Source organism: Tessaracoccus aquimaris (genome assembly GCF_001997345.1).
Taxonomy (GTDB): Bacteria; Actinomycetota; Actinomycetes; order Propionibacteriales; family Propionibacteriaceae; genus Arachnia; species Arachnia aquimaris.
The window spans coordinates 1,236,326-1,254,286 of sequence record NZ_CP019606.1 but is presented as its reverse complement, the minus strand read 5'-3'; the positions used below and the strand labels follow the sequence as shown (position 1 = coordinate 1,254,286).

Annotated in this window: 15 protein-coding genes and 1 pseudogene; 11 read left to right on the top strand and 5 right to left on the bottom strand. The window is 68.7% G+C overall.

Annotated features, from left to right (window positions below):
* Positions 1–1,893: 1,893 nt before the first annotated feature.
* Positions 1,894–4,178, top strand: a pseudogene (locus BW730_RS05920) (heavy metal translocating P-type ATPase).
* A 10-nt stretch (positions 4,179–4,188) separates the two neighbouring features.
* Here the strand turns inward: BW730_RS05920 and BW730_RS05915 are convergent.
* A complete protein-coding gene (locus BW730_RS05915; protein ID WP_077685452.1) occupies positions 4,189–4,539 on the bottom strand; it encodes a DUF488 domain-containing protein in 351 nt (116 codons plus the stop codon).
* Between the two features lie 262 nt (positions 4,540–4,801).
* Positions 4,802–5,257, bottom strand: a complete 456-nt coding sequence (locus BW730_RS05910; protein WP_226997098.1) for a MarR family winged helix-turn-helix transcriptional regulator — start codon at positions 5,255–5,257, stop codon at positions 4,802–4,804.
* Between the two features lie 57 nt (positions 5,258–5,314).
* On the opposite strand from BW730_RS05910, the gene BW730_RS05905 reads away from it, so the two are divergent.
* Positions 5,315–5,665, top strand: a complete 351-nt coding sequence (locus tag BW730_RS05905; RefSeq protein ID WP_077685450.1) for a hypothetical protein — start codon at positions 5,315–5,317, stop codon at positions 5,663–5,665.
* Here the strand turns inward: BW730_RS05905 and BW730_RS05900 are convergent.
* The gene (locus tag BW730_RS05900) at positions 5,662–6,147 is read right to left on the bottom strand and encodes an integrase core domain-containing protein (protein ID WP_077685449.1); all 486 of its coding nucleotides are present in this window, start codon (positions 6,145–6,147) and stop codon (positions 5,662–5,664) included. The genes BW730_RS05905 and BW730_RS05900 overlap by 4 nt on opposite strands.
* Positions 6,148–6,679: 532 nt before the next feature.
* Here BW730_RS05900 and rpe point away from each other — a divergent pair.
* Positions 6,680–7,333: a ribulose-phosphate 3-epimerase gene (gene rpe, locus BW730_RS05895; protein WP_077685448.1), complete on the top strand. Its 654-nt coding sequence runs from the start codon at positions 6,680–6,682 to the stop codon at positions 7,331–7,333.
* Positions 7,334–7,859: 526 nt separating this feature from the next.
* Here the strand turns inward: rpe and BW730_RS05890 are convergent.
* Positions 7,860–8,714, bottom strand: coding sequence for a proteasome assembly chaperone family protein (locus BW730_RS05890; protein ID WP_077685447.1), 855 nt, complete (start codon positions 8,712–8,714; stop codon positions 7,860–7,862).
* Here BW730_RS05890 and BW730_RS18450 point away from each other — a divergent pair.
* The 4 genes from BW730_RS18450 (at position 8,709) to BW730_RS18750 (ending at position 14,296) form a co-directional block, all read left to right on the top strand.
* On the top strand, positions 8,709–9,017 hold the full coding sequence (locus tag BW730_RS18450) for a KDGP aldolase (RefSeq protein WP_158522488.1): 309 nt from the start codon (positions 8,709–8,711) through the stop codon (positions 9,015–9,017). The two genes, BW730_RS05890 and BW730_RS18450, sit on opposite strands and share 6 nt — an antisense overlap.
* A 260-nt stretch (positions 9,018–9,277) precedes the next feature.
* Positions 9,278–12,703, top strand: a complete 3,426-nt coding sequence (gene metH, locus BW730_RS05885) for a methionine synthase (protein ID WP_077687539.1) — start codon at positions 9,278–9,280, stop codon at positions 12,701–12,703.
* On the top strand, positions 12,693–13,370 hold the full coding sequence (locus BW730_RS18755; protein ID WP_193432366.1) for an HAD family hydrolase: 678 nt from the start codon (positions 12,693–12,695) through the stop codon (positions 13,368–13,370). Before metH ends, BW730_RS18755 begins: the two co-directional genes overlap by 11 nt.
* On the top strand, positions 13,367–14,296 hold the full coding sequence (locus BW730_RS18750; protein WP_226997096.1) for a tRNA (adenine-N1)-methyltransferase: 930 nt from the start codon (positions 13,367–13,369) through the stop codon (positions 14,294–14,296). Before BW730_RS18755 ends, BW730_RS18750 begins: the two co-directional genes overlap by 4 nt.
* A gap of 82 nt (positions 14,297–14,378) precedes the next feature.
* Here the strand turns inward: BW730_RS18750 and BW730_RS05875 are convergent, their stop codons facing one another.
* A complete protein-coding gene (locus tag BW730_RS05875; protein WP_077685446.1) occupies positions 14,379–14,732 on the bottom strand; it encodes a DUF3054 domain-containing protein in 354 nt (117 codons plus the stop codon).
* A gap of 62 nt (positions 14,733–14,794) precedes the next feature.
* Between BW730_RS05875 and prcB the strand changes: the two genes are divergently transcribed.
* The 4 genes from prcB to cmk are packed head-to-tail and all read left to right on the top strand — an operon-like array spanning position 14,795 to position 17,952.
* Entirely contained in the window at positions 14,795–15,589 is a 795-nt protein-coding gene (gene prcB / locus BW730_RS05870; RefSeq protein ID WP_077685445.1) for a proteasome subunit beta, read from the top strand.
* A 2-nt stretch (positions 15,590–15,591) separates the two neighbouring features.
* Positions 15,592–16,239 (top strand): proteasome subunit alpha, encoded by a 648-nt coding sequence (prcA, locus tag BW730_RS05865; protein ID WP_335340895.1) that lies wholly within the window; start codon positions 15,592–15,594, stop codon positions 16,237–16,239.
* Complete coding sequence (locus BW730_RS05860; protein WP_077685443.1) at positions 16,232–17,299, top strand: prephenate dehydrogenase; 1,068 nt, start codon at positions 16,232–16,234, stop codon at positions 17,297–17,299. The genes prcA and BW730_RS05860 overlap by 8 nt, the downstream gene beginning before the upstream one ends.
* The gene (gene cmk / locus BW730_RS05855) at positions 17,296–17,952 is read left to right on the top strand and encodes a (d)CMP kinase (protein ID WP_226997095.1); all 657 of its coding nucleotides are present in this window, start codon (positions 17,296–17,298) and stop codon (positions 17,950–17,952) included. Before BW730_RS05860 ends, cmk begins: the two co-directional genes overlap by 4 nt.
* The last annotated feature ends 9 nt before the right edge of the window (positions 17,953–17,961 follow it).

Below are 17,961 nucleotides of genomic sequence, written 5' to 3'. Positions count from 1 at the left end.
CGGCGCGGAGCGTCGGCCAGCGTGTCGAAATCTACGTGACCTTGCTTGGGGGATAGGCGACCGTTCCCTGGATCGCTGATTGAGCCGGTGGGCGGCGCGGAGCGTCGGCCAGCGTGTCGAAATCTACTTGACCTCGCTGGGGACTTGGCCATCGTTCCCCGAGCTTGTCGAGGGGTCCGATCGCCATTCTTCGAGCCTCTCGAGCGGTCCGATGGTCGTTTGTTGCCGACGTCTTGATGCCGGTCAGCCGCGGCCGGGAACCGGGCGGCGTTGGTGCGGGTCCTCTTGGGGGCTGGTTGTGGCTCGGTGAGAGTGGTTGAGGCCGCCCGGTGTCCCGTCCCCGTCTGCCCGTCTCTTGGTCTTTGCTGTGGGTGGGAGCCGTGCCCCTGAGTTGCGCGACCGCGCCGCGCGCCTCCCGGTCGCCCCGCTCGGGTCGAGCGTGGTCGAGGCGTGAGGCCAGTTCCTGCCTGGTCGGGTTGGGCATGCGGCGCAGTAGGGGCGACTGAGGCTCACGGCCGTAACCTCCGGCACCTCGCGTTCCACTGTTGGCGTGGCCGGGCTTGCTGATTGAGCCGCGTCGAAATCCTCGTGTCCAGGACTGCGGACTGCACCACCGCTCCGGAGCTTGTCGACCGGCCTGCTGGCTGAGCCGCTGGTGGCGCGGAGCGGCGCCCATTGTGTCGAATCCTCGCGACCTTGCCTGAGGACTCAACCACCGTTCCCCGAGCTTGTCGAGGGGTCCGATCACCCGTTCTCTGAGCTCGTCGAAGGGTCCGATCACCCGTTCTCTGAGCTCGTCGAAGGGTCCGATCACCCGTTCTCTGAGCTCGTCGAAGGGTCCGATCACCCGTTCCCTGAGCTTGTCGCGGGGTCCGATCGCCGATCGTGAATCCCGCCGGTCAGCCGCGGCCGGGAACCGGGCGGCATTGGTGCCGGTCTGGTCCTTGGGTGCTGGCCTGTGGCTCGGTGCGAGTGGTTGAGGCCGCCCGGCGTCCCGTCCCCGTCTGCCCGTCACTGTGGGTCTTCGCTGTGGTTGGGAGCCGTGCCCCTGAGTTGCGCGACCGCGCCGCGCGCCCCCCGGTCGCCCCGCTCGGGTCGAGCGTGGTCGAGGCGTGAGGCCAGTTCCTGCCTGGTCTGGTTGGGCATGCGGCGCAGAAGGGGCGACCGAGGGCTCACGGCCGTAACCTCCGGCACGTCAAGTCTCGCTCGTGGCGTGGTTGCGTTGGGCCTTGCGACCGGGCGCCGGCCGGGGCGTCTGGCGCGGACAGTCCCTACTGATCGAGCCGGTGGTCGACGCGGAGCGGCGGCCACCGTGTCGAAATCCTCGCGACCTTGCTGAGGACTCAACCACCGTTCCCCGAGCTTGTCGAGGGGTCCGATCGCGTTCCCAGAGCCTGCCGAAGGGTCGGACCACCGTTCCCCGAGCTTGTCGAGGGGTCCGATCGCTGTTCGCGACTGTCTTCGCCTGTCAGTCGCGGCCGAGAGCCGGGCGGCGGTGGTCTGCGTCAGAGCTTGCTGGTGGCACTTGGGAGGGCCGGGCCTGCTGATCGACCCTGGGCGAACTCCGTATCGAGATCAGCCCCCGGATATCGCGTCCCGACCCTTTTGCCTGCCCTCCGAGTTCTTGATTCATACCCCCTGGGGTATATGATCCGAACATACGCGAGATACCCTGAGGGGGTATCACTGGTGGAGAGAAGAGACGTGTTCAGCAATAGATGTGCCACAGCCGGAGCTAGCGGCGCCGGGAGCCTCACGTGAGGGCGCCGACGAAGCTGGCACTCTATGCCGCGGCACTGGCAGCCGTCTTCGCGATCTCGTTCGGGGCCGGCCGTGTGCTGGTGCCCGGGAGCGCCGTCGACGACTGGAACCACCGCCCCACGGCCACCGATCATGGCACCACTGAGCCGAAGGGGGACGAGAGTGGGCATCGCTGAGGTCCGTCAATACGACACCCCGCTGAAGGGGATCGAACTCGAGATCGGCGGCATGACCTGCGCGTCGTGCGCCAACCGGATCGAGAAGAAGCTCAACAAGCTCGACGGCGTCACCGCGACCGTCAACTACGCCACCGAGAAGGCGAAGGTCACCGTCCCCGAGGACTACGACCCCGAACTGCTCGTCGCGGAGGTCGAGAAGACCGGCTACACCGCCGCCCTGCCGCAGCCCAAGGCCGTCGCGGACGAGGCGAAGGACGCCGACGATCCGGAACTGCGGTCGCTGCGACAGCGGCTGATCGGGTCCGTGATCCTTTCGGTGCCCGTGATCGCCATGGCGATGATCCCCTCCCTCCAGTTCACCTACTGGCAGTGGGCCTCCCTGACACTTGCGGCCCCTGTGATCGTGTGGGGCGCGTGGCCGTTCCACAAGGCCGCCTGGGCGAACCTGAGGCACGGCGCCGCCACCATGGACACGCTGATCTCGATGGGTACTGGGGCCGCGTTCCTCTGGTCGCTGTACGCGCTGTTCTTCGGAACGGCCGGCATGCCGGGCATGAAGCACCCCTTCGAACTGACGCTCGCACCGTCGGACGGGGCGGCCAACATCTATCTCGAGGTCGCCGCGGGCGTGACCATGTTCATCCTGGCGGGCCGATACTTCGAGAAGCGGTCCAAGCGACAGGCCGGGGCAGCGCTACGTGCGCTGCTCGAACTCGGCGCCAAGGACGTCGCGGTACTGCGCGACGGCGTCGAGGTGAAGATCCCGATCGATGACCTCAGCGTCGGCGACGAGTTCATCGTCAGACCAGGCGAGAAGATCGCCACCGACGGCGTCGTCGTCTCCGGCACCTCAGCCGTCGACGCCTCGATGCTGACCGGCGAGTCGGTCCCCGTCGAGGTCGGTGAAGGCACCGCCGTCGCCGGGGCGACCGTCAACGCCGGCGGGCGGCTCGTCGTCCGGGCGACCAGGGTTGGCAGTGACACCCAGTTGGCGCAGATGGCCAAGCTCGTCGAGGACGCGCAGACGGGCAAGGCCGAGGTGCAACGCCTCGCCGACCGGATCTCCGGGGTCTTCGTGCCCATCGTCATCGCGGTCGCCGTTGCGGCGCTGGGCGCCTGGCTCGGCGCCGGCTTCCCCGCGAGCGCCGCGTTCACCGCCGCCGTCGCCGTGCTGGTGATCGCCTGCCCATGCGCGCTCGGCCTTGCGACCCCGACGGCGCTGCTGGTGGGCACCGGGCGAGGCGCGCAACTCGGCATCCTGATCAAGGGGCCGGAGGTGCTGGAGTCGACCCGCAAGGTCGACACGGTCGTCCTCGACAAGACCGGCACCGTCACCTCGGGCCGGATGACGCTGGTCGACGTGATCCCCGCCGACGGCGTCGACTCCGACGACCTCCTGCGTCGCGCGGGGGCCGTCGAGGACGCGTCAGAGCACCCCATCGCCCAGGCCATCGCCAAGGGAGCCACGGAGCGGGTGGGGGTACTGACCGCCGTCCACGGCTTCGAGAACCTCGAGGGCAGGGGAGTACGCGGCTCGGTCGACGGCACTGAGGTGCTCGTCGGTCGGGCGACCCTGTTCCCCGACGCGCTGCCGGGCACCCTCGCCAAGGCGAAGGCAGCGGCCGAGGGACAGGGCAAGACCGTCGTCGTCGCAGGCTGGGAGGGTGCCCGCGTGGGCTCCTCGTGGTCGCAGACACCGTCAAGCCCACGAGCCGCGAGGCCGTCGCCGGGCTCGTCGCGCTCGGGCTGAGGCCCGTCCTGCTCACCGGGGACAACGAGGCGGTGGCGCGGCAGATCGCCGCGGAGGTCGGCATCGACGACGTGATCGCCGAGGTGCTTCCGGCCGACAAGGTCGACGTCGTCAAGCGACTGCAGGCCGAGGGCCAGGTCGTCGCGATGGTCGGCGACGGCGTCAACGATGCCCCCGCGCTCGCGCAGGCCGACCTCGGGCTCGCGATGGGAACCGGGACCGACGTCGCCATCGAGGCATCGGACATCACGCTGGTGCGCGGCGACCTGCGCAGCGCCGTCGACGCCATCCGGCTCTCACGCAAGACGCTCGGCACCATCAAGACGAACCTGTTCTGGGCGTTCGCCTACAACGTCGCGGCCATCCCGGTTGCGGCCCTCGGGATGCTGAACCCGATGTTGGCGGGGGCCGCGATGGCCTTCTCCAGCGTCTTCGTGGTCGGCAACAGCCTGCGACTGCGCGGCTTCCGGTCGGTGACCGGGAGCTAGGCGAGGCGGATCAGGAGTCCAGCCGTGTCAGGTATGCGGCCAGCACCGTCGCGTTGTTCTCCGGATCGTGCGCCGCGAAGAGAAGCGTGACGAGTTCCTGACCCGAAACCTTGTCAAGCAGCGACATGGCGGCCCCGGAGTCGTCGAGTTCCGCCTCGTAGCGGCGCTCGAACTCCAGGTACGTCTCGGGGTCGTGGTTCCACCATTCCCGCAGTTCGCTCGACGGTGCGACGTCCTTGTCCCACAGGTCCAGGTCGGCCTTCTCCTTGCTGACCCCGCGGGGCCAGAGCCGGTCGACGAGTACCCGGTACCCGTCATCGTCTGCTGGGTGGTCGTAGATGCGTTTCGTGACGATCCTCATGCCTCTCACCTCTACCTCGACTCTACGCATCTCCTTGCGTTGCCGTGCGGAAGGCAACTGGTTGATGCGCTCCATCAGCGGCCACTCATGGCCAGTGCACAAGCCGAGCAGCGTCACCTCCTCGCCGCGGCGACTGTGACGGAGGGTTGGTTGGGCAGGCCGGTCTCGAACCGGCGGCCCCTGGTCGACAATCAGTCGCGCTACCTGCTGCGCAACAACAGGCCCATTGGGCTGCAAGCCGACGCTGGGTGACGTGCCTACTTCACGATTCGGCGAACGTGACGGGGTGCCGTGCGTCGAGGTCCAGCAGCAGCACGTCCAGCGCCGACCGTCCCGCTGGGGAGAGGCCGGCTCGGAACTCGGCGTCGACGTCGGCCGCCGCGCGCGTGCTCGCGGCCAGCAGTCCACGGCCTCGGTCGGTGAGTTCGATGACCTGGACCCGACGATCCGTGGCGCTGCGTGAGCGAGTGACGGCCCCGGCTTCGATGAGCTGATCGACCAGCGAAACGACCAGGCTGGGGGCGACGTGGAGGAGCGATGCGATATCGCGCTGAGAGCGAGCGAGCCCTGCGCTGACGACAGCGAGCAGCCCAACCTGCTTGTGCGTGATCCCGACCTCTTCGACGCGTACGGAGAACTCCTGCGTGATCCTCGCTCCCAGTAGGCCGAGCCGGAAGCAGGCCGCGGCGAGGATCGTTTCCTGGTTGCTCTCGTTCACACTCAGTAGTGTAGCGTGTGAATCATTCATTACTGAACGATTGGATGGTGAACGATCATGCCGTGGTGGATCGCCCTACTCAACACGCTGGCCGCCCTTGCTTCAGCCGGCTTCGGCGTCGCGGCGCTGATCAGCCCTGGCCTCATCGCCCCGCCATCACCGAAGCGCACCGAGAGCCGCTTCTATCCGGCGATGTACGCCGTTCGTGCGATCCCCCTGGGGTTGGCTGTCGGGGTCGCGGTCTGGCTTCCCTCGACCTCGGTGGTTCTTCCGCTCCTGCTAGGAGTCGCCGTGTTCGCCCAGATTGCTGACGCGGTGATCGGAGCCGTGTCTCGGCTGCCCGGCATGCTCGTGGGCGCTTGCTTCGCCGTCGCCTGCCACGCAGCAGCAATCATTGCGCTGCTCTAGCTGTACTGATCGGGGACGTTGGTCAACCGGGTGATCGGTGAGAGGTTCCCGCAGGCTGTGTGGGGTCTGTGGTGATTGTAGTGATGCAGCCATCCCGCGAGGGCATCTCGACGCTCGGTTTCTGATTGGTAGCAGCGGGCGTAGCCCCAGCCATCTGCGAGGGTTCGGTGGAACCGTTCGATCTTCCCGTTGGTCTGCGGCCGATACGGGCGGGTCTTCTTCACCGTGATGCCGAACTGGCTGCAGACCTGGTGCCAAAGATTCGATTTGTAGGCCGCTCCGTTGTCGGAAAGGACCCGCTCGACCTTGACCCCGCGGGCAGCGAACCAACCGGCCAGGTACCGGTCGGCCCAACGCTTCACCGTTGCCCAGGAGCACTGGAACCTGGCGGCGACCTCGGAGACGGGCACCCCCTGCTCGACGACGAGTCTGGCGACGGTCAAACGAGCGCGTGGGGTCAGAGCTGCGTTAGCGTGGGACACAAGAGGGCCTTTCTGGCGGTGATGGTTTCGCAACTCCCACCCAACCTGAAGGGCCCTCCCTACGTCCTCACTCCTCAGCGCGTGTCATCGCACTGCTTCAACCAACCTGTCCGGTCAGTACATCTAGCGGTCGCTCACCCGGCTGGGGATGGTTGTTGGCGTCACCCTGACAGGGTCGCGCCGTGCGCGCAGCGACCACCGTACCGACTGGACGGCGTCAGCGGCCAGCATGCGCAGGGGAGCGCCCGAGACCTGATCGGTTGCCCGATCGCTGTCTTCGAGACGTGCCGGACATGCCAGAGCCATGGTGCATTCTCCTTCGCTCAGCGTCCCGGGGGCGCGGCCCGAGACCCTGACGATGTCCTGAGGATCTGGCGACCCTCGATGACCGCGCCGAGCCGTGCGTCGATGGTGGCGGCCGACGGTGCCGCGTGGATCGCAGAGGGGCAGATCGCCCCTTAGCGAAGTCGCCGCTGTCGCTACTGACGACGGGCAGCGTGACCCGCATCCGCGGGTTGGATATGGTGCCAGCATGCGAATCACCCCGAGCATTCTCAACGCCGACTTTGCGCACCTCGCCGACGAGGTCGCCCGGATTTCCGACGCTGACGCAATTCACGTCGACGTGATGGACTACCGCTTCGTTCCGAACCTGTCGATCGGGCTGCCCGTGGTGGAGTCGCTGCGCAAGGCGACCACCCAGATGCTCGACATCCACCTGATGATCGACGAGCCCGACCGCTGGGCACCTGCCTATGCCGAGGCGGGAGCCGAGTCGGTCACGTTCCACGTCGAGGCGGCAAAGGCGCCCATCCGGCTGGCCCGCGAGTTGCGCGCCAAGGGCGCCCGCGCGTCGATGGCGCTGAAGCCGGCCACACCCATCGAGCAGTTTGAGGACATGCTCGACGAGTTGGACATGATCCTGCTGATGACGGTCGAACCGGGCTTCGGCGGGCAGAGGTTCCTCGACCTGGTCCTCCCGAAGATCCGCCGCACCCGCGAACTGCTCGGCGACCGTCCGATCTGGCTGCAGGTCGACGGCGGCGTCAGCGCCGAGACCATCGAGCGCTGCGCCGAGGCGGGCGCCGACACGTTCGTGGCCGGCTCGGCCGTCTACAACTCCGACGACCCGAACAAGATGGTCCGCGATCTCCGCGAACTGGCCGTTGCCGCCTGCCGCCACTGACCGCCGACCCGGCCGGTGGGACTGGGGTTGAGCAGTAACGCGGGTTCGTTGGCCGGAGAGCCGCGTTTTCACGTTCAACTCGGAGACGAACACGCAATGCTGCTCAGCGCCTAGCCATCCAAGCGTCTCCGGCCGCGAGCCCGTCCGACCGGCCGCCTCCCGCCGGTGATTGTCGACCGGTGCCGGTGGGACTGGGGTTGAGCAGTAACGCGGGTTCGATGGCCGGAGAGCCGCGCTTTCACGTTCAACTCGGAAACGAACACGCAATGCTGCTCAACGCCTAGCCAACCAAGCGTCCCCGGCCGCGAGCACAGGGCCGACAGGTCCGCCTCCCGCCGGTGATTGCCGACCGGTGCCGGTGCCGGTGGGACTGGGGTTGTGCAGTAACCCGGGTTCGATGGCCGGAGAGCCGCGTTTTCACGTTCAACTCGGAAACGAACACGCAATGCTGCTCAACGCCTAGCCTGCCAAGCGTCCCCACTCGCGAGCGCAGGGCGTCGGAAGGTTCGCCTGCCAATGGGAAGGGTCAGGAGCCAGCGGGGGGTTGGGGGTCGTCGCCCTGGCGGCGGAGGAACTTCTCCAACTCGGCGGCGATGGTGTCGCCCGTGGCGCCCTCGACCTCCTCGGCGTCGCGTGCCTCCTCCAACTGGCCGATGTACTCGGCGATGTCGGGGTCCTGCTGGCTCAACTGGTCGACGGCGAGGCTCCACTTCGCCGCCTCCTCCGGGATTTCGGCGTGGTCGAGGCTGACGCGCAGCACCGTCTCGAGTTCCGTCAGGAGGGCCTCCTGCGCCTTCGGGTTCGGCGGCGTCGACACGTAGTGCGGCACGGACACCCACAGCGAGGCGCTAGGGATGCGTTCGTGCAACAGCAACTGAGTCGCGACGCCGATCATCCCGGTCGGGCCGGTGTAGTCGTTGGCCTCCATGGCGAACTTCTCGCCGACCGACGGGTCGGTCGAGTAGACGCCGACCGGCAGTGGCCGCGTGTGGGGGGTGTCGCTCAGCATCGCGCCGAGGAACAGCACGATCTCCGGGTCGACCTGGCGCAGCGCCTTGACCAGTTCGAGCGAGAACGTGCGCCACAGCAGGTTCGGCTCGGGGCCGAGCACCGTGATGATGTCGCGCTCCGGGTGGTGCACGACCCGCATCCGGATGGCCGGCCACTCTATCCACGGCCCGTCGGCCTCCCGGTGCAGCATCGGGCGGGTCTGCTGGAAGTCCCAGTAGCGCTCGTCGTCGATGAGCCCGAGGTCGGTCCCGGGGTAGGCATCCATCAGGTGACGCAACAGGTCGCTCGCGGCGTTGCCCGCGTCATTCCAGCCGGAAAACGCAATGGCGACGGCCGGGTTGCGGAGGTCATCCATAGGCGCGAATTGCATTCGTCCAGCCTACCCGCTGCCACCTGGGGAGGGCGTCTACGGCCGCTCGCCCCCAGCGAACTGACACCGGCAACCGGTCGCGTACACAACAGGCAGCCATGTGTATCCATCTCGATCTTCGAGCCGACCGGAGGGATCGCACCCGACAACTTCGAGCAGGTCGTCGGGACGTGCCTCGAGGCGGGCGCGACGCATGTCGTTCCGCACGTCTACACCTCGATCGTCGACCCGTCGACCGGCGAGACGATCCCCGATGAAGTGGCGGCCCTCGCGGCTGTCGCGGCGCGCCTGGCGACCTCCTGAGGCGCGGTGCGGGGGAGAACTTGAGCATGTTTGGTTGCTCGATCGGCGACACGCCGACGAATCGTGGCTCCTCGAGCAACGAGCAACCAAACATGCTCATCGTCATGCCCACCACGCGCAGGCACTTCTAAGGAGACACTTCGGGTGGGGCCGCGCGTGAAACGGAGCCCCGAGCCTGACGCGGGGCGCACTATGGTTGCCCCGTGCCGAACACCTTTGCAGACGTCCTTGGAACCCGCGTACTCGTCGCCGACGGGGCGATGGGCACCATGCTGCAGTCCTTCGGCGATCTCTCGCTGGAGGACGACTTCCAAGGCCTCGAGGGATGCAACGAGATCCTGAACGTGACAAGGCCCGACGTCGTCGCCGCCGTGCACCGCGCCTACTTCGAGGCGGGCTCCGACGCCGTCGAGACCAACACCTTCGGCACCAACCAGGCCGCCCTCGCCGAGTACGACATCGTCGACCGACTCGAGGAACTCTCCGAGGCAGGCGCCCGGATCGCCCGCGAGGTCGCAGACGAGTTCTCCACCAGCGAACGCCCCCGATTCGTGCTCGGCTCGGTCGGCCCAGGAACCAAGCTTCCGACGCTCGGCCACATCGAGTTCGCCACCGTCCGCGACGCCTACCAGCGCCAGGTCGAGGCCATGATCCGCGGCGGCATCGACGCCGTCCAGATCGAGACCTGCCAGGACCTGCTGCAGGCGAAGGCCGCCGTGATCGGCGCCAAGCGTGCGCGCGAGAAGGCGGGCGTCGTCCTGCCGATCCTCGTCAACGTCACCGTCGAGACCACCGGCACCATGCTGCTCGGCAGCGAGATCGGCTCCGCGCTGACCACCCTCGAGGCCCTCGGCATCGACTGCATCGGCCTCAACTGCGCCACCGGCCCCGCCGAGATGAGCGAGCACCTGCGCCACCTCGCCCGCCGGGCGGGCATCACCGTCGGCGCCATGCCCAACGCCGGCCTGCCCGAACTGACGCCTGACGGAGCCCGCTACCCGCTCAGCCCCGAGGGCCTCGCCGAGGCACTCGGGCAGTACCTCGACGAGTTCGGGCTCGGGCTGATCGGCGGCTGCTGCGGCACCACCCCGGAGCACATCAAACTGCTGGCCGACCGCTTCAGCGGACGCGAGGTCGTGGCCCGCGACGCCGAGGACGAGCGTTCCAGTTCCAGCCTCTACATCGAGGTCCCGTTCGCGCAGGACGCCAGCTACCTCAACATCGGTGAGCGCACCAACGCCAACGGCTCCAAGGCCTTCCGCGACGCCATGCTTGCGGGCAACTGGGACGAGTGCGTCGACATCGCGAAGGCCCAGGCCCGCGACGGCGCGCACGTGCTCGACCTGTGCGTCGACTACGTGGGCCGTGACGGTGCCGCCGACATGTCCGAGGCCGCGTTCCGGCTCTCCACCGCCGTCACGCTGCCGATCGTGCTCGACTCCACCGAACCGCACGTGCTGCAGGCGGGCCTAGAGAGGCTCGCGGGTCGCAGCATCATCAACTCCGTCAACTACGAGGACGGCGACGGCCCCGACTCGCGCTTCGGCAAGGTGATGCCGCTCGTCAAGGAGCATGGCGCCGCCGTCGTCGCGCTCACCATCGATGAGGAGGGCCAGGCCCGCACCGCCGAGTGGAAGGTGCGCGTCGCCTCGCGCCTCATCGACGACCTCGTCGAGAACTGGGGCATGGACGTCGGAGACATTCTCGTCGACTGCCTCACGTTCCCCATCGCCACCGGCCAGGAGGAGACCCGCCGAGACGGCATCGAGACCATCGACGCCATCCGCGAACTCAAGCGCCGCTACCCCCGGGTGCGCACCACGCTCGGCGTCAGCAACGTGTCGTTCGGCCTGAACCCCGCTGCGCGCATCGTGCTGAACTCGGTGTTCCTCAACGAGTGCGTGCAGGCGGGCCTCGACTCCGCGATCGTGCACAGCGCCAAGATCCTGCCGATGGACCGCATCCCGGAGGAGCAGCGCAAGGTCGCCCTCGACCTCGTCTATGACCGCCGCGACGGCGACTACGACCCGCTGTCGCGCTACCTGGAACTGTTCGAGGGAGTCTCCGCCGCATCGGTGCGCGCCTCCCGGGCTGCGGAACTCGCCGCGCTCCCGCTCGCCGAACGACTCCAGCGCCGCATCATCGACGGCGAGGGCAAGGGCCTCCACGCCGACCTCGACGAGGCGCTGCAGGGCAAGCCCGCGCTGGGGATCATCAACGAGGATCTGCTCGCAGGCATGAAGATCGTCGGCGAACTGTTCGGCTCCGGCCAGATGCAGTTGCCCTTCGTGCTGCAGTCCGCCGAGGTGATGAAGACCGCCGTCGCCTACCTCGAGCCCCACATGGACAAGTCGTCGGCTGGTGCAGGCAAGGGCACGCTTGTGCTGGCCACCGTCCGCGGCGACGTCCACGACATCGGCAAGAATCTCGTCGACATCATCGTCAGCAACAACGGCTACACCGTCATCAACATCGGCATCAAGCAGCCGATCCAGGCCATCGTCGACGCAGCGGAGGCGAACAACGCCGACGCCATCGGCATGTCCGGACTGCTCGTGAAGTCGACGCTCGTGATGAAGGACAACCTCGTCGAACTGAACCGGCTCGGGCTGGGGGAGAAGTACCCCGTGCTGCTCGGCGGTGCCGCGCTGACCCGCACCTTCGTCGAGCACGACCTCAACGACATCTTCGACGGCGAGGTCCGCTACGCCAAGGACGCGTTCGAGGGCCTCGCGCTGATGGACGCCGTGATGGCGGTCAAGAACGGCGTGCCGGGGGCGGAACTGCCGCAGCCGCGCCAGCGCCGATTCGCCAAGACGTCGCTCGTGGAGGTCGTCGAGCCCCAATTGGGCGTCCGCTCGGATGTCGCCCGCGGCGTCGACGTGCCGACCCCGCCGTTCTGGGGATCGCGCGTCGTCAAGGGGATCTCGCTCGCCGACGTGAACGCCTGGCTCGATCACCGCGCGACCTTCGTCGGGCAGTGGGGGCTCAAGTCGCTGAAGGGCGGGCCGAGCTACGAGGAACTCGTCGAGAACGAGGCGATGCCGCACCTGCGGATGTGGCTCGACCGGATCAAGACCGAGAGCCTCGCCAACTTCGGCGTCGTCTACGGCTACTTCCCCGTCCACTCCGAGGCGGAGACGCTGATCCTCGGCTCACCGGAGGACCCGGAGCGCGAGGTCGCCCGGTTCACGTTCCCGCGTCAGCGCCGCGGTCGCCAGTTGTGCCTGGCCGACTTCTTCCGAGACAAGGACGAGGCGGCAGAACACGGCCCCGACGTGCTCGCCATGCAACTGGTCACGATGGGTCCTGAGGTGGCGAAGGCCACCCAACGGATCTTCGAGGCGAACGCGTACCGCGACTACCTGGAACTGCATGGCCTGTCGGTGCAGCTCACCGAGGCCCTTGCCGAGTTGTGGCACTCGCGGATCCGCGACGAGCTTGGCCTCGGCGCCGCCGACGGGGACGTGGACGCGGCGATCCGCGACCAGGCCTACCGGGGGTCGCGGTACTCGTTTGGCTACCCCGCATGCCCCAATCTTGAGGATCGACGTACCCTGGTGGGACTGCTCGACCCCTCCCGCATCGGGGTCGCCCTGAGCGAGGAGCTCCAGCTCCATCCCGAACAGTCAACCGACGCGATCGTGTTGCACCACCCGGAGGCAAAGTATTTCAATGCTGGCTAAGCCCAAAGCGGTCCTGTGGGACTTCGACGGAACACTGGTCGACACCGAGCCCATCTGGGCCGAGACGGAAGCGGAGATGCTCGCCGCGCACGGCGTGGTCTGGGACGACGCCAAGATGCGCTCCATGATCGGGCAGAACGCCGCCGAGACGACCCGGCAGATGGCGGAGTCGATCGGCCAGCCCGACCGGGTCGACGAGATCCACCACGAACTGCACGACCGCGTCGTGGCACGACTGCGCCGCGACGGCCTGCCGTTCCTGCCCGGCGCGCTGCAACTCCTCGAGGACGCGGCGGCAGACGGCGTTCCCGCGGCCGTGGTCACCGCCTCGAACGGCATCATCATGGAGGCCGCCATCGAACTGCTGCCCCCGACGGTGCACTTCGTGATCTCCGCCGACGATGTGCAGCAGTCCAAGCCGCACCCCGAGGCCTACCTGCTGGCGATGGAGCGTTTCGGCGCCGCGCCGGAGGAGGTCATCGCCCTCGAGGACTCCGTCCCCGGCACCGCATCTGCCCTGGCCGCCGGCGCGTTCGTCTACGCCGTCCCGGCGCTCGCGCGCCTCGAACCGCACCCGCGGATGGTCGTCTCGACCACCGGGCTGACCGCCACCACCTGGGCCGATCTCCTGCAGATCTGGCGCGACAACACGAAGGCAACGCTGTGACCAATCTCTCGGGAGTCACCACCGGAAACCTGCGCGCGGGAGAACGGGTCACGCTGACCGACAGCAAGGGCCGCCGCAAGTCGGTCGTGCTCAAGGAGGGTGGCGTCTGGCACACCACCAAGGGCGCCGTCAGCCACGACGACCTGATCGGCGGGCCCGAGGGCGTCACAGTCACCTCGGTCGGCGGGATGAAGTACCTGGCGTTCCGGCCGATCCTCAACGAATACATGGTCTCGATGCCGCGCGACGCCGCAGTCGTCTATCCCAAGGAGGCGGCGCAGATCGTGATGTGGACCGACATCTTCCCGGGGGCGCGCGTCCTCGAGGCGGGCGTCGGCTCGGGTGCGTTGACGCTGGCGCTGCTGCGCGCCATCGGCCCGGAGGGGTCGCTGCACTCCTACGAGCGGCGGGAGCGCTTCGCCGACGTCGCGCGGGCCAACGTCGAGAACTTCCTCGGCGGCCCGCACCCGGCATGGACGCTGACGGTTGGCGACCTGGTCGAGGCCATCGAGGACGAGCCCATCGACCGGGCGGTGCTCGACATGCTCGCCCCGTGGGAGTGCATCGACGCGGTCGGCGAACGACTCGTCCCCGGCGGCGTGATCTGCTGCTACGTCGCCACCGCGACACAGTTGGGCCGCGTGGCCGACACGCTGCGCGCCCACGGCGGTTTCACCGAGCCACACGCGACCGAGACGACGGTGCGCGACTGGCACGCGGAGGGTCTCGCGATCCGGCCAGGACACGGAACGTCGGCGCACACCGGGTTCCTGATCATCTCCCGCAGGCTCGCCCCAGGAGTCGCCGCACCGATGCGCAAGCGTCGCCCGGCACCCGGCGCCTACGGACCCGACTATCAGGGTCCACGCCCCGCGAACATCCCCGCCGAACTGGGCGGTCGGGCGCCTGCGCCCCAGGCGGACTGAGGCGGCCAAGGTTAGGCCTTGAGGCGTCTCCGCCCGCGCTCGGGAGTCCGTGACGCGACGCGGGCGCCGGACGCCGTCCCGCTCAGGCGGTTCGACGACGGCGCACGGCCCGGGCGACCACGCGCCAGCCGAGCAGCGTCACCCCGAGGAAGATCGTCGCCACGATCATGAAGGCGACCGCCGCGGTGTCGCCCGAGGCCACCCGCAGCGCCATCCCGCCGATCAGCGTGACGAGCCAGACGATCAGGCCCGCGCGCCAGCCAAGGCCGTCGTCCTGCAGCACGAGAAGCACGATCCAGGCCGCGACGCACGCCACCAGGAACGGCCACGCCGTCAGGAACGCGCCGAGGGGGCTCTCCCCGTGAGAGGCTCGCCCGACCGCCGCGAAGACGACGACGAGCACGAGATCGATGAGCAGCCAGCCGAAACGCACCATGGCGCCAGTCTAGGCAGCCGCGGGGACATGAGGTATCCGCCGATCCGCCCTAGGATGGTGCGGTGACCCACCTGCCTGATGCGAGCCCCTCCTTCGTGGAGTACCTGCGCAGGGTCGCGCCGGACACCCTCCCGAGGGTCGCCACCGATGCGCTTCCCGCGGTACATGGAACCACCATCGTCGCCGCCCGCTATCGCGACGGCGTGGTGATGGCGGGCGACCGCCGCGCGACCATGGGCTCCGCCATCGCCATGCGCGACATCGAGAAGGTGTTCTCCGCCGACGAGCAGTCGATCATCGGCGTCGCGGGAGTCGCGGGCGTGGCCATCGAACTGGTGCGGCTGTTTCAGGTCGAACTTGAGCACTTCGAGAAGGTCGAGGGCGTCGGCCTCAGCTTCGACGGCAAGGCCAACCGGCTCGGCGCGCTGATCCGCGGCAACCTGACGCAGGCGATGCAGGGCCTTGTCGTCCTCCCGCTGTTCATCGGCTGGGACGACCGCGCCGATCGGGGCCGGATGTTCTCCTACGACGCGACCGGCGGCCGCTACGAGGAGCAGGAGTACACCACCGTCGGCTCCGGCGCCGCGTTCGCCCGCGGGGCCCTGAAGAAGCTGTACGATCCTGAGGCCGACGAGCGCGCCGCCGTCGCCGCCCTGCTTCAGTCGCTCTACGACGCTGCCGACGACGACTCCGCCACGTCGGGCCTGGACCTGACCCGCGGCATCTTCCCCCTCGTGATGCGCGCCTCCGCAGACGGCGTCGCGCGATGGTCCGAGGCGGGCGTCCGCGAACTCGCCGAGGCGATCGTCGCCGCGCGCGCCGGTCGACCCGACGGGCCGAGGGGGTACGCGCTGTGAGCATGAACTTCTACGTGTCGCCCGAGCAACTGATGCAGGACCGGGCCGAGTTCGCGCGCAAGGGCATCTCGCGCGGCCGCGCCGTGGCGGTGCTTCGCTACGCGGGCGGGATCGTGATGGTCGCCGACAACCACTCGACGACGCTGAACAAGGTCTCCGAGATCTACGACCGGATCGGGTTCGCCGCCGTCGGCCGCTACAACGAGTTCGAGGCGCTGCGCATCGCGGGCATCCGGCACGCCGACCTGCGCGGCTACGCCTACGACCGTCGCGACGTGACGGGCCGCAGCCTCGCGGGCGCCTACTCGCAGCAACTGGGCGGGGCGTTCTCCGGCGCGGAGAAGCCGTTCGAGGTCGAACTGATCGTCGCCGAGCTGGGGGAGAGCGGCGAGGGCGACGTCATCTACCGGATCAGCTACGACGGTGTCATCACCGAGGAGGACGACCTCGCGGTGATCGGCGGAGACGCGGAGCGGATCACGGCGCAGTTGCGCGGGGGCCTCGACCCGCAGGCGTCGCTCGGTGAGGCGCTGGCGCGGGCGCGCGAGGCGCTGTCGTCGTCGAGCCTCGAGGTCGCCGTCCTGGAGCGCGGCACCGCGCGCCGACGGGTCTTCCGTCGCCTCACCGCCGACGAGGTGGCCCGTGGCTGAGAGCGTCCTGATCCTTGGCGCAGGCCTGGTCGGCTCGTCGCTCGGCCTCGCCCTGACGCGGGCCGGCTACGACGTCGTGCTGTGGGACATCGCCAGTTCGCACGCGCTCGTGGCGGCGGGTCTCGGCGCGGGAAGGGTCTCCGACGAGAGCACCGACGACCCCGACGTCGTCGTGGTGGCGACCCCGCCTGACGTGATCCCCGAACTCGTCGCCGAGGTGCTCGGCAAGTTCCCCGACGCAGTCATCACCGACGTCGGCTCGGTCAAGGCGCCGATCCTGCGCGCGATCGACCGGCTAGCCCCCGAGCACCGCCGCTACGTGGGGTCGCACCCGATGGCGGGCTCGCAGTTCACCGGCCCCCTGACCGCGTCAGGCGACCTGTTCCGGGACCGCACCTGGGTCGTCACCCCGGAGCCGGAGAACGCGCCCGAGGACGTCGCCGTCATCGAACGGTTGGCCCGCGACGTCGGCGCGAAGGTCGTCACGATGCCCGCGTCGGAGCACGACGTGGCCGTCGCGCAGGTCAGCCACGTGCCGCACCTGATGAGCATCCTGACGGCGTCGCACCTGCGTGAGGTGCCGACCCCGAACCTGCAGTTGGCGGGCCAGGGGATCAGGGACGTCACGCGGATCGCTGGCTCCGACCCGGCGCTGTGGCGTCAGATCCTCACGTCCAACGCCGACGCGGTGCGTCACGAACTGCTCGAGGTCGCCCAGGATCTCGCCTACCTGATCGACCAACTCGACCGCCCAGATGCGTTGGAGCGGTTCCTCGGGATGGGCCAGGCGGGCGCGCTGTCGCTGGTCGGTAAGCACGGCCAGGACCCCCTCGACATGCTCGAGGTCACCGTCGAGATTCCCGACGAGCCGCGCGCGCTTGCGAGGCTGTTCACCGATATCGGCGAGGCGGGCTTCAACGTCGAGGACTTCGAACTGAACCACGACCCGATCCGCGAGGTCGGCTATCTGTCCATCTCCGTCGAGCGTGAGATGGCCGAGAAACTCAAGACCAAGATCATGGAAGGTGGCTGGCAGGCATGGCTGGGGAGCAGGAAGTGAGCGGCGCGAGGTTGTTCGCGATCGACGGGCCGAGCGGGTCCGGAAAGTCGACGACGGCGAAACTCCTGGCGACCCGCCTCGGCCTCGGCTACCTCGACACCGGCGCGATGTACCGCGCCGCGACGTCGGAGTACCTGCTGCGCTGCCCCGACGGCGCCAGCCAGGACGAGGTCGCCCGGCTGGTGGACGAGGCGAGGCTGGAGTGCCAGACCTCTCCCGACGAGCCGCGCTTCTCCATCAACGGCCGCGACGTGACAGACGAGATCCGCGAGCCCCGGATCTCGGCTGCCGTCTCCGAGGTGGCCACCAACCGCGAGGTCCGCCGCCTGCTGACGGCGAAGATGCGCGACATCATCGCGGCGCACGAACGCAGGATCGTGGTGGAGGGGCGCGACATCACCACCGTCGTGGCGCCCGATGCGGACGTCCGGGTGCTGCTGATCGCCGACCCCGAGGCTCGGGTCGCGCGCAGGGCCGCCGAGGTCGCAGGCAAGGCGACGGACGCGGAGGTCACCGATCAGGTGCTCCGCCGCGACCGCGACGACTCGACGGTGTCGAACTTCACCGACGCGGCCGAGGGCGTCGTCGTGATCGACTCGACCTTCCTGTCGCCTGACGAGGTCGTCGACCGGATCATCGCGCTCGCCGACTGAGCCCCGGCG

Excerpts from the sequence above, each read along its gene's own strand:
- rpe (WP_077685448.1), top strand. The coding sequence starts at position 6,680 with ATGCGAATCACCCCGAGCATTCTCAACGCCGACTTTGCGCACCTCGCC.
- prcA (WP_335340895.1), top strand. The coding sequence starts at position 15,592 with ATGAACTTCTACGTGTCGCCCGAGCAACTGATGCAGGACCGGGCCGAG.
- metH (WP_077687539.1), top strand. The coding sequence starts at position 9,278 with ATGGGCACCATGCTGCAGTCCTTCGGCGATCTCTCGCTGGAGGACGAC.
- BW730_RS18755 (WP_193432366.1), top strand. The coding sequence starts at position 12,693 with ATGCTGGCTAAGCCCAAAGCGGTCCTGTGGGACTTCGACGGAACACTG.
- BW730_RS05890 (WP_077685447.1), bottom strand. The coding sequence starts at position 8,714 with ATGCAATTCGCGCCTATGGATGACCTCCGCAACCCGGCCGTCGCCATT.
- BW730_RS05875 (WP_077685446.1), bottom strand. The coding sequence starts at position 14,732 with ATGGTGCGTTTCGGCTGGCTGCTCATCGATCTCGTGCTCGTCGTCGTC.
- BW730_RS05905 (WP_077685450.1), top strand. The coding sequence starts at position 5,315 with ATGCCGTGGTGGATCGCCCTACTCAACACGCTGGCCGCCCTTGCTTCA.
- BW730_RS05915 (WP_077685452.1), bottom strand. The coding sequence starts at position 4,539 with ATGAGGATCGTCACGAAACGCATCTACGACCACCCAGCAGACGATGAC.